At 53.2% G+C, this 13,476-nt stretch carries 12 protein-coding genes; 10 read left to right on the forward strand and 2 right to left on the reverse strand.

Annotated elements, in window-relative coordinates:
• Positions 1 to 334: 334 nt before the first annotated feature.
• Both ACY2VT_RS01580 and ACY2VT_RS01585 read right to left on the reverse strand, forming a co-directional pair.
• On the reverse strand, positions 335 to 1,615 hold the full coding sequence (locus tag ACY2VT_RS01580; protein WP_461878640.1) for a metallopeptidase TldD-related protein: 1,281 nt from the start codon (positions 1,613 to 1,615) through the stop codon (positions 335 to 337).
• Entirely contained in the window at positions 1,615 to 3,036 is a 1,422-nt protein-coding gene (locus ACY2VT_RS01585) for a TldD/PmbA family protein (RefSeq protein WP_461878641.1), read from the reverse strand. The genes ACY2VT_RS01580 and ACY2VT_RS01585 overlap by 1 nt, the downstream gene beginning before the upstream one ends.
• A gap of 243 nt (positions 3,037 to 3,279) precedes the next feature.
• Between ACY2VT_RS01585 and ACY2VT_RS01590 the strand changes: the two genes are divergently transcribed.
• The 10 genes from ACY2VT_RS01590 (at position 3,280) to ACY2VT_RS01635 (ending at position 12,971) form a co-directional block, all read left to right on the forward strand.
• Positions 3,280 to 4,209, forward strand: coding sequence for a beta-ketoacyl-ACP synthase III (locus ACY2VT_RS01590; RefSeq protein ID WP_461878642.1), 930 nt, complete (start codon positions 3,280 to 3,282; stop codon positions 4,207 to 4,209).
• Between the two features lie 51 nt (positions 4,210 to 4,260).
• The gene (gene acpP, locus ACY2VT_RS01595) at positions 4,261 to 4,488 is read left to right on the forward strand and encodes an acyl carrier protein (protein WP_022462597.1); all 228 of its coding nucleotides are present in this window, start codon (positions 4,261 to 4,263) and stop codon (positions 4,486 to 4,488) included.
• A gap of 30 nt (positions 4,489 to 4,518) precedes the next feature.
• Positions 4,519 to 5,457, forward strand: coding sequence for an enoyl-[acyl-carrier-protein] reductase FabK (gene fabK / locus ACY2VT_RS01600; protein WP_022462596.1), 939 nt, complete (start codon positions 4,519 to 4,521; stop codon positions 5,455 to 5,457).
• A complete protein-coding gene (fabD, locus tag ACY2VT_RS01605; protein WP_461878643.1) occupies positions 5,454 to 6,374 on the forward strand; it encodes an ACP S-malonyltransferase in 921 nt (306 codons plus the stop codon). The genes fabK and fabD overlap by 4 nt, the downstream gene beginning before the upstream one ends.
• Positions 6,375 to 6,402: 28 nt before the next feature.
• On the forward strand, positions 6,403 to 7,143 hold the full coding sequence (gene fabG, locus ACY2VT_RS01610) for a 3-oxoacyl-[acyl-carrier-protein] reductase (RefSeq protein WP_461878644.1): 741 nt from the start codon (positions 6,403 to 6,405) through the stop codon (positions 7,141 to 7,143).
• A 30-nt stretch (positions 7,144 to 7,173) separates the two neighbouring features.
• Complete coding sequence (fabF, locus tag ACY2VT_RS01615) at positions 7,174 to 8,409, forward strand: beta-ketoacyl-ACP synthase II (RefSeq protein ID WP_461878645.1); 1,236 nt, start codon at positions 7,174 to 7,176, stop codon at positions 8,407 to 8,409.
• Positions 8,410 to 8,445: 36 nt separating this feature from the next.
• Positions 8,446 to 8,961: an acetyl-CoA carboxylase biotin carboxyl carrier protein gene (accB, locus tag ACY2VT_RS01620; protein WP_461878646.1), complete on the forward strand. Its 516-nt coding sequence runs from the start codon at positions 8,446 to 8,448 to the stop codon at positions 8,959 to 8,961.
• A 26-nt stretch (positions 8,962 to 8,987) separates the two neighbouring features.
• Positions 8,988 to 9,425 carry a 3-hydroxyacyl-ACP dehydratase FabZ gene (gene fabZ / locus ACY2VT_RS01625; protein WP_022462591.1) on the forward strand — a complete coding sequence of 146 codons (438 nt, stop codon included), beginning with the start codon at positions 8,988 to 8,990 and terminating at the stop codon, positions 9,423 to 9,425.
• Positions 9,422 to 10,768 (forward strand): acetyl-CoA carboxylase biotin carboxylase subunit, encoded by a 1,347-nt coding sequence (locus ACY2VT_RS01630; protein ID WP_461878647.1) that lies wholly within the window; start codon positions 9,422 to 9,424, stop codon positions 10,766 to 10,768. Before fabZ ends, ACY2VT_RS01630 begins: the two co-directional genes overlap by 4 nt.
• Before the next feature lie 358 nt (positions 10,769 to 11,126).
• Positions 11,127 to 12,971, forward strand: a complete 1,845-nt coding sequence (locus ACY2VT_RS01635) for an acetyl-CoA carboxylase carboxyltransferase subunit alpha (RefSeq protein ID WP_461878648.1) — start codon at positions 11,127 to 11,129, stop codon at positions 12,969 to 12,971.
• Positions 12,972 to 13,476 lie beyond the last annotated feature (505 nt).

Below are 13,476 nucleotides of genomic sequence, written 5' to 3' on the forward strand. Positions count from 1 at the left end.
ATTAGTCACACTTGTGTGTGCCAATCTCATTATAGGATAAATTTATATGAATGGCTCACCTTCCGTGAAGGTGGCTCTATTCAAGCGATAGAGTGGTTCTGAATCACCGTGCAGATGGTTCTGTGCGGTCGGAATATACAGGTTGCAAGAATTGCAGTTAATGATTTCGTTTCATGGGCAGCAAAATTGAACATGATTGCATATAATTCATTTAAGATATTTCCAGATTCAGCAATATTTGCTCATTTTAAATGGTTTTCTACCATCACCTTTTTGTTGCCAATTTTGCTTTCATGCGGAGGCGGCCGGTTACTGGCCGCCTTTGGGGGAAACGTTATTCTCCCGCCACCGTCACACCCCGCAGCAGCACCGCACACGGTACCACGCGGTTGTTGAGCTGCTGTGTCTCTTTCGAGAAGGTCAGATTTTTCAGTACATCGTCATAACGGGCGGAAAGCGATCCGCTGGTTGTCGGATGGGAGGTGGTTCCGTCGCTCTCATACGCGAGCCGGATCTCACCGCCGCAGGTGCCGCTTACGGCATCCATGTCAAATGCACTGAAATCGGTGATTTCTATATGTGGCATGCTGCGTAGTTCGTCGAGTGTTTTGGAACCACCTTCGACAACGAGGTTGTTCATCGAAGTGGTATCCTTCATGCCGATATAATGGGCATGCTGGAGACTGCCCCAGTAGGAGCGGCAGATGCCGTTCTCAAACAGAATGCGCTCGGTCACTGGAACGCCGTTTTCGTCGTACGGTGCGTTTTTTGTGGAGCCATCGAGCGTCGGCACGAGGCGGATGGTGAGCGGATCGGCATCTGCACCGGTGATGGCTTCGCCGATTTTTGCCTTTGCAACACCCATGTACTGATAAGAAGCATTGGTATGCATGGCAAAATACTGGAAGAAGCTGCCGACAGCGTTTCCGGTCAGGAGAACATCGGCGTGCTCGTTCTGGCGGGTCGGAACCGCGCTCAGACGCTGGCGGCCGGTGTGGAACATTTCACGCACTTCGGCGATGATGTCTCCGGCGGATTTATCGGAGAAGCGGAAGTCTTTGTAGATCTCAATCTCGTGATCATCCTTGCGGGAATTGGTGACAACCTCGATCTCGCAGTCAAAGCCGGAGAAGGTGACATCGACACCGCGGGAATTGCGGATATGGGTCAGCTTCTGGTTCACAAAAATCTCATAGGAGTTTATGCGGGAATCCGCTTCCGCCTTGATTTCCTGCATGGCCTGCACCAGTTTTACAAGCTCAGCGGTAAGATCGCGGGAAGTGTCAGCCGTTCCGGCGTTTGCATGGACATCAGATGGCTCTGCGATCGGATACCATGGATTCTGCACAAACTGTGCGGCGAACAGCGCCTGATCGATTTCCTGTTTCATCTCTTCTTTCGCAGCGCCCTGATGAATTTCTTTCTGTGCGCTTCCGCGGAATTTCCCATCCTCACTGTCGACAAAGACGGTCAGAAACGTGTGCGTTACTTTTTTCGCGCGGCTCATGTCGAGCTTCTGACCGATGAAAAATGCCTCGCGGGATTCGGTCTGCTCTTCGCGGATCAGAAAGTCGCTGGCTTTGCTTGTTTTTAATACATCGTATAATTCGTTCATCAGCCTAACCTCACTTTACATTTCAGATACGGGCCGCCATCACTGACTTTGACCCATTCTTTGTGTCCTTTTCCGCACATGCCGGAGCCGAAGAGCTCTTCTTTGTCGGAAACCATGGAGATGCTCTTTAAGAGGTCCGGAACATAGCCGGTCAGGGTGACAGGAGATACGACTTTTCCGGTCAGCTTACCGTCTTTGATCTCGCGGCCGAGTCCGACCATGCACTGGATGCCCCAGTGTTTCGGGTCTTCCATACCGGACTGAACGCTTTCGAGAAGATAGCCGTGCTCAATCGAAGCGATCATATCATCGAGTTTGTCTGTGCCTGCGGTGAAGTAGGTGTTGGTCATACGGGAGTAGACTTTGCGCTCGAAGCTCTCGCGTTTTCCGTTTCCGGTCGGCGTGGTGCCAAGGCGGAGTGCGCTTACCAGATCGCTGATGCCGGTAACGAGTGTGCCGTGGTCGATAACCGTGGTGTCGGTGCCGGGCGTTCCCTCATCATCAAAAAGATAACTGCTGACCTGCTGTGCGCCGACTGCGCCGTCGTGCATGGAGGAGAGCTGGGAGGCAACAGGCTTGCCGATATACTCTTTGGCGAGTGCGCGGTTTTTGACAAACATATCCATCTCGACACCGTGGCCGAATGCCTCGTGTGCAATCACGCCGGTGACATCCGGTGCGGTGATGACATCGTACATGCCAGGGATGACCAGATCGGAGTGGAGCTTGTCGTACAGAACGGCGATGATTTCCTCAACAATCGCATCCATCTCATTTAAGATTTCCACGCCTTTCAGGCCGGAGCAGGAACGGTACGACATATTCTGTTTTCCGTTTTCTGTGCCGATTGCGGAAAGGGAGCCCTCCGAGAAAGCGTAGGACTGCATCAGATCCTTTTTGGAGGAGAGGAACAGCTTGTTGACACGGGCAAAGCTGACGGTACTCTGGAATTCCAGAATTCCTTCATGGGCAGCGCCGGCGTCGCAGAGCTTCCGAAGGTGGGAGAGAATCTCCTCTGCGGAGACGGTCTCCGGGTCAATCTCGATTTCATTCTGCATCGTTTTTGCGATGGCTTCTTCCTGCACGAGAGGAGACTCCATCTGCGCAATGCCGAGTGCCTTTAATGCCTGAAATTCGGATTTCAGCGCGGAAGTAATTTCCTCCGCAAGATCTGCGGCATCGGTGAGGTTGTTGAAGGAATATTCGGTGTAGGAACCGTCCTGCCATGCACGGACAACGAAGCCGCGTTCACAGAAGTGATAATCGCCGACGGTGGTCTGATGCATGCTGACGCGGTAGGTCGTACCTTTGACATCGGTGCAGAGCACGCTGACGTAATCAAATTCGCGCTCGAGCAGACAGATCAGTTCCTGAATCTGTGGTTTGATTTCCACAAGATAGGATGACATTGGAACCTGCATAAGTTTGGTGTCCTTTCTGGAGCCTGCCGGAGTGTTCGATAGAGAACCTGCGCCGGGGCTCAAAATAATAGAATCCGGGAAAATAGTTTTGAAAAAATCCCGAACATAGTTTCATTATAGAAGTGGGAAATGGAAAAAGCAATAAAAAAAGGTTGACAAAATGAATTTTGATGATATACTTTGAATATCAAAACATTTGAAAAGAAAAATGTTTGAGAATGAAATAAGCAAGAGGACAGTAAGGTGAAAAACGGCAGAATTGCGGGAACCGGTTCGTATGTACCGGAGACGATATGGAAAAATGAAGATCTGGAAAAGATGGTGGATACGAGCGATGTCTGGATCCGGGAGCGGACAGGAATCGGTGCGCGCCACATAGCCGGAGAGGAGACGGTTGCCCAAATGGCAGTAAAGGCGGCGCGAAGAGCGCTGGAAAACGCAGGGATCTGCTCGACAGAGCTGGATCTGATTCTCGTTGGAACCTCCTCATCGGAGAGCATCTTTCCGAATACCGCCTGTCTTGTGCAGGATGAGATCGGAGCTTTCCGTGCCGCCTGTCTCGATGTCAGCGCCGCCTGCACCGGATTTCTTGCGGTGTATGAGCTGGGCCAGATGTATATCCGGAGCGGCAAGGCAAAAAACGTGCTGCTGATCGGCGCGGATGCCCTGAGCCGCCTGGTGGACTGGAGTGACCGCGGAACCTGCATTTTGTTCGGGGACGGCGCGGGAGCCATTGTGCTGACGGCGGAGGAGCAGAAGACAAAAGCGTGCGAAAAGATCCATTCCGATGGAGAAAAAGGCGTGTCGCTGACCTGCGAAAAGGGAACGTATCTGCAGATGGACGGCCGTGCCGTGTTCCAGTTTGCCTTATCCCGCGTGCCGGAAGTCATCCGCGAGGTGCTCGCGGAAGCCGAGGTGCCGGTCGAGGAGATTGATGCCTTTATCCTTCATCAGGCAAACAGCCGCATCATCGACGGCGTGGCAAAACGACTGAAAGCACCGAAAGAAAAATTTCCGCGGAATATCGAAGCATACGGCAATACGTGTGCGGCGAGCATTCCGATTCTGCTGGATGAGTGGAACCGGTCCGGCAGAGCCCAAAAAGGACAGAGAATCGTTCTCTCCGGTTTCGGAGCAGGACTGATCTGGGGCGCGGCGTACCTGGAATGGTAAGAAACGCCCATATAAAATAAGAAGAATAAGAAAAAAAGTGAGGACAAAAACATGTTAGAAAAAGTAAAAGAAACTGTAGCAGAAGCACTGGGAGCAGACATCGATACCATCACAGCGGAGACTTCCTTCAAAGAGGATCTCGGAGCAGATTCCCTGGATCTGTTTGAAATGGTCATGTCCCTCGAGGACACCTGCGGCGTGGAAATCCCGACCGAGGATCTGGAAACGATGGTAACTGTCGGTGATGTTGCAGAGTATCTGGAGCAGCACAAAAACTAAGAAAGATCGGGAAGCAGGAGGAAGCGATTCATGATCACAGAAGTGACAAAATTACTCGGGATTCAGTATCCAGTCATTCAGGGCGGCATGGCCTGGGTGGCGGAGCATCATCTGGCAGCGGCAGTTTCCGAGGCCGGCGGCCTTGGCCTCATCGGAGCATCGGCGGCACCGGCAGAGTGGGTTCGGAATGAAATCCGCGAAGCAAAAAAACTGACGGACAAACCGTTCGGCGTCAACATCATGCTGATGAGCCCGTATGCGGATGAGGTGGCAAAAGTGGTTGCCGAGGAAGGCGTAAAAGTCGTTACGACGGGCGCAGGAAATCCGGAGAAATATATGGAACTGTGGAAAAACGCTGGTATCCGCGTCATCCCGGTGGTCGCTTCCGTTGCTCTTGCAAGACGAATGGAGCGCGCAGGCGCAGATGCCGTTGTGGCAGAAGGATGTGAGTCCGGCGGCCATATCGGCGAGACGACAACGATGGCACTCGTTCCGCAGGTGGCAGATGCCGTAAAAATTCCAGTTATTGCGGCCGGTGGAATTGCGGACGGACGCGGCATGGCGGCAGCCTTTATGCTGGGTGCCGAGGCGGTTCAGATGGGAACGCGTTTTGTCGCTTCGAAAGAGGCCGTTGTGCATGAAAATTACAAGCAGCTGGTGATCAAGGCGAAAGATATTGATACCCGCGTGACAGGCCGCACAACCGGTCATCCGGTGCGGGCGATCCGAAATGAGATGACACGCCATTATCTGGAACTGGAAAAAGAGGGAGCTCCGTTCGAAGAGCTGGAAAAACTGACGCTCGGCGGTCTTCGAAGAGCCGTTGTGGACGGCGATGTCAAAACCGGAAGCGTGATGTCCGGTCAGATTGCAGGTATGGTAAAAGACGAGAAAAGCTGCAAAGAAATCATCGAGCAGATGATGAATGAGATGGAAGAACTTCTGAAAGGAGCACCGGCGCGGTTATGAGTAAAACAGCATTTATGTTTCCGGGACAGGGTTCCCAGTGTGTCGGCATGGGCGCGGATTTTTATGAAGCATGTCCGAAAGCGAGAGCCGTCTACGATATGGCATCCGAGCTGATCGGGATTGATATGAAAAAACTCTGTTTTGAGGAAAATGAACATCTGGATCAGACAGAGTTTACTCAGATTGCACTGCTGACAACCGGAATGGCGATGGAGCAGTCCATCCGGGCGTGCGGCCTTACGCCGGATGTGACAGCGGGCCTCAGCCTTGGCGAGTACAACGCGATTGTGTCCGCCGGCGGTATGGAAATGGCGGATGCGATGAAGGTCGTCCGCAGAAGAGGCATCCTGATGGAGGAGGCCATTCCGGCAGGCGAGGGCGCGATGGCGGCGGTGCTCGGCATGGAAGCTGCAAAAATCGAAGAGATTTTGAGCGGGATTTCCGGCGCCTACATTGCCAATTACAACTGTCCGGGTCAGATTGTCATCACCGGATATGAGGCGGCAGTGGCAGAGGCTTCGGAAAAGTTAAAAGAAGCAGGTGCAAAGCGGGTACTTCCGCTGAACGTAAGCGGCCCGTTCCATTCCCCGATGATGGAATCCGCATCCAAGGGACTGACCGAGGCGCTTGAGGGCGTCGGCTTTACGGAATTGAAAATCCCGTATGTAACGAATGTGACCGGCCAGTATGTGCGTGACATTGCATTGACACGCGGCCTTCTGATTCAGCAGGTGGCATCCGGCGTGCGGTGGCAGCAGAGCATCGAGGCGATGATTGCGGACGGCGTTGACACCTTCGTGGAAATTGGACCGGGAAGAACACTGACCGGATTTTTGAGAAAAATCAACCGGGAGGTAAAGGGTTATAATATCCGCACCTATGAGGAAATGCATCAGGTGTGCGAAACTTTATTATAGATAGTGGATTATGCAGCAGGAGAATGAGATGTTAAGTGGAAAAACAGCAGTAGTAACGGGCGCATCCCGCGGAATCGGGCGTGCGATTGCAGAAAAACTGGCGGCGGAGGGAGCCTTTGTCGTCATCAATTACAATGGTTCGAAAGAGGCGGCCGAAACCGTGCTTGCGGGAATCCGCGCGGCAGGAGGAGACGGCTGTGTGATGCAGTGCAATGTATCGGATTTTGCGGCGTGTGAGGCGTGGATCAAAGAAATCCTTGCTTCGTATAGAAAAATCGACATTCTGGTCAACAACGCGGGCATCACAAAGGACGGCCTTCTGATGGGCATGTCGGAGGAAGCCTTCGACCGTGTCATTGAGACAAACCTCAAGGGAACGTTCAACTGCATCCGCTTTGCGGCACGGCCGATGATCCGCCAGAAGAGCGGCTGCATCATCAACATGGCTTCTGTGGTCGGCGTGGCAGGAAACGCCGGACAGGCAAATTATGCGGCATCGAAAGCGGGTGTGATCGGCCTGACGAAAACGGCGGCACGGGAACTGGCATCCCGCGGCATCCGCGTCAATGCGATTGCGCCGGGCTTTATTGAGACCGATATGACGGAGGTTCTTTCGGATAAAGTGAAAGAAGCATCCGTATCCCAGATTCCGCTCGGCCATTTCGGAAAGCCGGAGGATGTGGCAAACCTGGCTGCATTTCTGGCATCCGAAACGGCAGCTTACATCACCGGACAGGTGATTCACTGCGACGGCGGCATGGTGATGTAATCGTTACAAGAAAAGAATGGAGAGTTTGGAATGAAGAGAAGAGTAGTTATTACAGGACTTGGAGCGGTTACCCCGATTGGAAATACCGTGGAGGAATTCTGGAACGGCGTCCGAGAGGGAGCCTGCGGAATCAGAACGATTACGAAATTTGATACAGCAGAATATAAAGTACATCTGGCAGGCGAGGTCAAAGGCTTCGTGGCAAAAGAACGCATGGATTTCAAGGCAGCAAGACGAATGGGAACCTTCTCCCAGTATGCCGTTGCGGCAGCAAAAGAAGCGTTTGCAGATGCCGGCATTTCCATGGAGAATGAAGATCCGTTCCGCGTCGGCGTTCTGGTGGGCTCCGGCGTCGGTGATCTGAATGCATGTGAGCAGGCGAAAGCCAAAATTGATGCCGGAAATCCGTCCCGCGTCAACCCGTTTACCGTTCCGGTGATGATTGCGAACATGGCGGCGGGAAACGTTGCGATTGCACTCGGCGCGAAAGGAAAATGTACCAGCGTGGTGACGGCGTGTGCGACAGGAACGCACTGCATTGGCGATGCCTTCCGCGCAATTCAGTACAACGACGCGGACATCTGTGTGGCAGGCGGTGCGGAGAGCGCAATTACGCCGGTCGGCGTGGCAGGCTTTTCGGCACTGACCGCACTTTCCGAGTCGGAAGATCCGCTGCGGGCTTCGATTCCATTTGATAAAGACCGGAATGGTTTTGTCATGGGCGAGGGCGCCGGCATTCTTGTACTTGAGGAGCTGGAGCACGCGAAACAGCGCGGCGCGAAGATCTATGCAGAGGTAGTCGGATACGGCGCAACCTGCGATGCGTACCACATTACTTCCCCGCTTGAAGACGGAAGCGGCGCGGCGCGTGCGATGGAGCTTGCGATGGAAGAAGCCGGCGTAAAACCGGAAGAGGTTACGTATATCAATGCACACGGAACCTCAACACATCACAACGATCTGTTTGAAACACGTGCGATCCGGAAAGCGTTCGGCGATGCGGCAGACCATGTGCTGGTCAACTCGACAAAATCGATGGTCGGTCATCTCCTCGGTGCGGCAGGCGGCGTGGAAGCTGTTGTCTGTGCGAAATCCATTCAGGATGGCTTCGTGCATCAGACGATTGGAACCAGGGAAGCGGATGCGGAATGTGATCTGAATTACTGCATCGGCGCTCCGGTCGAGACGGATGTGAAACTGGCAATGAGCAATTCCCTTGGCTTTGGCGGCCACAATGCGGTGCTGCTGTTTCAGAAATATGAATAAAGCGGCACCGTGTTCCGGTGCAGAAAGGAAAATAAGATGGAATTAGATCAGATTTTACAGTTGATTGATAAAGTTTCGGATTCTTCGCTGACCGCGTTTGATTACGAGGCTGATGGGATCAAGATTGCCATGGAGCATGGAAAAGCAGCTCCGGTGCAGGTGCAGATGAGCGGCGTTCCATCCGGTGCCGGTCTGCAGATGGCAGAGATTATGGGCGGAGCAAATGGCGTGACAGCGAAAGAAGCAGCCATGCCGGAGAGAAAAGAAACGGCAGGAAAAAATACAGCGGCTGAGGAGCACAGCGAAGCAGAAGAAGGCGTTTTTGTGACATCACCGCTGGTCGGAACATTTTACACAGCCCCGGCAGAGGATGCTGATCCGTTTGTGAAGGTCGGCGACACAGTGAAAAAGGGACAGGTTGTAGCGATCGTGGAGGCCATGAAGCTGATGAATGAGATTGAGAGCGAAGTGGACGGCGTGATTGCGGAGGTTCTGGTGAAAAACGGCGAGATGGTTGATTACGGAAAACCGCTGTTCCGGGTGAAAGCGTAAAGCCGGGACGAGAAAGGAAGCAGCGAATGAACAGTTTGACAACGAAACAGATTCAGGAGATTATTCCACACAGGCATCCGTTTCTGCTGGTGGATTATATAGAAGATTTTGAGCCGGGAGAATTCGGCATTGGGTATAAATGTGTGACGTACCGCGAGGATTTTTTTGCGGGTCATTTTCCGCAGGAGCCGGTGATGCCGGGCGTGCTGATTATCGAGGCGCTGGCGCAGGTCGGTGCGGTTGCGATTCTTTCTCTTGACGAGAATAAGGGAAAAATTGCATTTTTCGGCGGCATCAACAAGTGCCGTTTTAAGGGAAAAGTGAAACCGGGAGACAAGCTTCGTCTGGAGACGAAAATTATCCGCCACAAGGGACCGATGGGCGTCGGGGAAGCGGTTGCTTCGGTCGACGGCAAGGTGGTCGCGCAGGCGGAACTGACCTTTATGGTGGGGGCAGCACAATGATTCGAAAAGTTTTGATTGCAAACCGTGGGGAGATCGCGGTCCGGATTATCCGGGCATGCCGTGAGATGGGAATTCTCACGGTTGCTGTTTATTCGGAGGCGGACCGGGAGGCACTGCATGCGCAGCTCGCGGATGAGGCGGTGTGCATCGGGCCGGCACCGTCGAAGGACAGTTATTTAAATATGGAACGTATTTTGAGTGCGGCGCTTGTGACGGGGGCGGATGCGATTCATCCGGGATTTGGATTCCTGTCGGAGAACAGCACGTTTGCGCGGAGATGCCAGGAGTGTCATATTACGTGGATTGGGCCGTCGCCGGAGGTGATGGATCGTCTGGGCAATAAGTCAGAGGCTCGGAATACGATGCAGGAGGCCGGGGTTCCGGTGATTCCGGGGACGAAGGAACCTGTTTTTGACTGGGAGACGGGTCTTTCTGAGGCCGACCGGATTGGTTTTCCGGTGATGATTAAGGCGGCGCTTGGAGGCGGCGGCAAGGGCATGCGCATGGCGGAGACACGCGGGGAGTTCCAGAGTGCGTTTCAGACGGCGCAGAAGGAGGCTGAAAGTTCGTTTGCGGACGGGACGATGTATGTGGAGCGGCTGATTCGTCATCCGCGTCATGTGGAGTTTCAGATTATGGCGGACTCGTTCGGGAATGTGATTCATCTTGGCGAGCGGGACTGCTCGATTCAGAGGAATCATCAGAAGATGATTGAGGAGTCGCCTTGTGTGGCGATTGATGATACGCTGCGGGAGCAGATGGGCTCGGCGGCGGTCCGGGCGGCGAAGGCGGCGCATTATGTGAATGCGGGGACGATTGAGTTTCTGCTGGAGCCGGACGGGAATTTTTATTTTATGGAGATGAATACGCGGATTCAGGTGGAGCATCCAGTGACGGAGTGGGTCACGGGGGTGGATCTGATTCAGGAGCAGCTTCGGGTGGCTTCGGGGATGCCGCTGTCGGTGACGCAGGGGGAGGTCCGGCTTTCGGGGCATGCGATTGAGTGCAGGATTAATGCGGAGAATCCGGCGAAGAATTTCCGGCCTTGTCCGGGGGAGATTACGGAGATGCATCTGCCGGGCGGGTTTGGAGTACGGGTGGATACAGCGGCGTATGACGGGTATGTGATTCCGGCGTTTTATGATTCGATGCTGGCGAAACTGATTGTGCATGGGAGGACGCGTGAGGAGGCGATTGCGCGGATGAGGAGTGCGCTGGGGGAAGTCGTCATCGAGGGAGTCGACACTAACGTTGATTATTTGTATTCTATTTTAAATGAAGAGGAGTATCTGGCCGGGAGGGCGGATATTGAGTTTGTGGAGCGGTTGACGGAGAGATTGTGAGAGACGGACGCCGCCCGGCAGTACAGCAGAGGGGGACGGCGCGGTTTCGGAGGAAAGAAACACTAAGGCCTCCAGCATTTGCTAAAACCATTTTCAAAAATCCAAAACTCGCTGTCGCTCAGACAGTTGGATTTTTGAAAATAACGCAAATTCTGGAAGCCTAAGTGTTTCTAATTCCTCCTGCAAATGCGCCGTCCCCCTCTGCTGTACTGCCGGGCGGCTGAGATCAGACACACGACTGGGAGCGTGTGGTCAGCGACACCGCGGGGCGGTGCGGCTGGGATGGAATGGACAAGAGAGTGGATGGAAGACGGGAGTCTTTGGCGCGAAATAAAGGATTGTAAGGAGTGATGGTGGTATGATGCTGGGTAAGTATTTTAAGAAGACGGTGTTTCGGAAGGAACGTGTGGCTGATGGGGTTGTGCCGGAGGCACCGCAGGGGATTTTGAAGAAGTGTAATGCTTGTAAGGCGGCTATTTTTACGGAGGATGTGAAGAGGAATCTTTATATTTGTCCGAAGTGTGGGAATTATTTCCGGGTGCATGCGTATCGGAGGGTTGAGTTTCTTCTGGATGAGGGGAGTTTTGAGGAATGGGATCAGGGGCTGACGGCTGGAAATCCGTTAGGATTTCCGGGGTATGAAGAGAAGGTGAGGACTCTGCAGGAGAGAACAGGACTTACGGAGGCTGTTGTGACTGGTAAGGGACGGATCAACGGGATGGAGACGGTGATCGGGGTCTGTGATGGCAGGTTTATGATGGCCAGTATGGGGGAGGCTGTTGGGGAGAAGATTACGCGGGCGGTGGAGAGGGCAACCGAGCTTTCGCTGCCGATGATTTTGTTTGCGTGCTCGGGTGGGGCGCGGATGCAGGAAGGGATTGTTTCGCTGATGCAGATGGCAAAGACGTCGGCGGCGCTGAAAAGGCACAGTGATGCGGGGCTTTTATATGTGAGTGTGCTGACGGATCCGACAACGGGCGGCGTGACGGCGAGCTGGGCGATGCTGGGGGACATTATTCTGGCGGAGCCGCATGCACTGATCGGGTTTGCAGGGCCGAGAGTTATTGAGCAGACAATCGGACAGAAACTGCCGAAAGGGTTCCAGCGGGCGGAGTTTCTGGTGGAACATGGGTTTGTGGATCGGATTCTGCCGCGGGAAGAGGCGAAGGAGGTGCTGGCGGAGATTCTGCGGATGCATGGGAAGCGTGCGGAAAGCTGGGATTTGGGATGCGGCGGTTCGCTGAAGGAGTCTGTGCCGGAAGAAACTGGGAAGGAACTGCAGGGAAAGGAGACAGCAGCAGACACTGAATATACAGAAACTGCCAAGGGCGGACAGGAGAAATCGCTTTGGGCAGAAAAAGAAGAGACGGAGCGGGAGAAGTTGCGGAATTCGTCGGCCTGGGATTGTGTGCAGAAAGCACGGAAAAAAGACCGGCCGGTCGGAGGGGATTATATTCGGGAGCTGTTTCCGGATTTTATCGAGTTCCACGGCGACCGGCTGTATGGCGATGATGCGGCGATCATCGGTGGTATTGCGTCGTTTGGCGGCACATCGGTTACGGTCATCGCTGAGGCAAAAGGCGCGGATACGAAAGAAAACATCCGCCGCAACTTCGGCATGCCGTCCCCGGAGGGCTACCGCAAGGCCCTGCGCCTGATGAAACAGGCCGAAAAATTCCACCGTCCCGTTATCTGCCTCGTAGACACCCCAGGTGCTTTCTGCGGAATGGAAGCCGAAGAACGCGGCCAGGGCGAGGCGATTGCGCGGAATCTGTATGAAATGTCAGCGTTAAAAACGCCGGTTCTTTCTATTGTCATTTCAGAAGGCGGCAGCGGCGGTGCTCTGGCACTCGCCGTAGCAGATGAAGTGTGGATGATGGAGAATGCCATCTACTCCATCCTGTCGCCGGAGGGATTTGCAAGCATCCTGTGGAAAGACGGCAAACGCGCGCCGGAGGCCGCCGAGGTGATGAAGCTGACGGCGGGGGATTTGAAGGAACTGGGAATTGTAGAAGAGATTGTGGAAGAGCCGGGGGAGTTTACGGTGGACACAATGCCAGTGGTGTGTGAAGAATTGAGAGGCAAAATTCTGAGATTCCTGGAAAAGTATGAGAAGATGGATGGGGAAGAACTGGTAGAGGAGAGGTATCGGAGATTTCGGGATATGTGGAAAGAAGATTTTGACATATTCGGAAATGCATGATATTATGATATTGAAAAGAGTGCTACCGATAGACGGTTAGTCCATATTTATTGGTTTATGTAAAAATAGTCGCCAAAGTTTGCAGGACTGGGCGGCTATTTTTATGATTTCGCAGTATCTTTGCCGAAGTTGTATCCAAGGCTAAAGCAGGTTAAGCCGAAACTTACAACTGCTATGAAGTCGATAATACTCATGGCTTAGCCCTCCTTTCCAAGGAATTCCCATATAAAGAAGTGATATTTGCTTTTGTGAGGGTGCAAGTTGAAATGGAAAATATGACATTTTAGCTGCGGTTGAAATAAATGGCACTCTCTGTGAGAGGGGTGAATTAAAATAAGGAGATGCGCGAGGATACTGTCCTACGAGTGCAAAGTGTTCTCTCAGGAGTGAAATGTGTTTGACACGAAAGGCAAACAATGTTAAGCTATAACTAGCGTAAGTGATAACTAACCGCTCATGTATTCGCCAAGAACCATGGGCGGCTATTTTTCTATTTAATATTCGG

Source organism: Fusicatenibacter sp. (assembly GCF_050872605.1).
In the GTDB taxonomy this organism is placed as follows: Bacteria; Bacillota; Clostridia; order Lachnospirales; family Lachnospiraceae; genus Fusicatenibacter.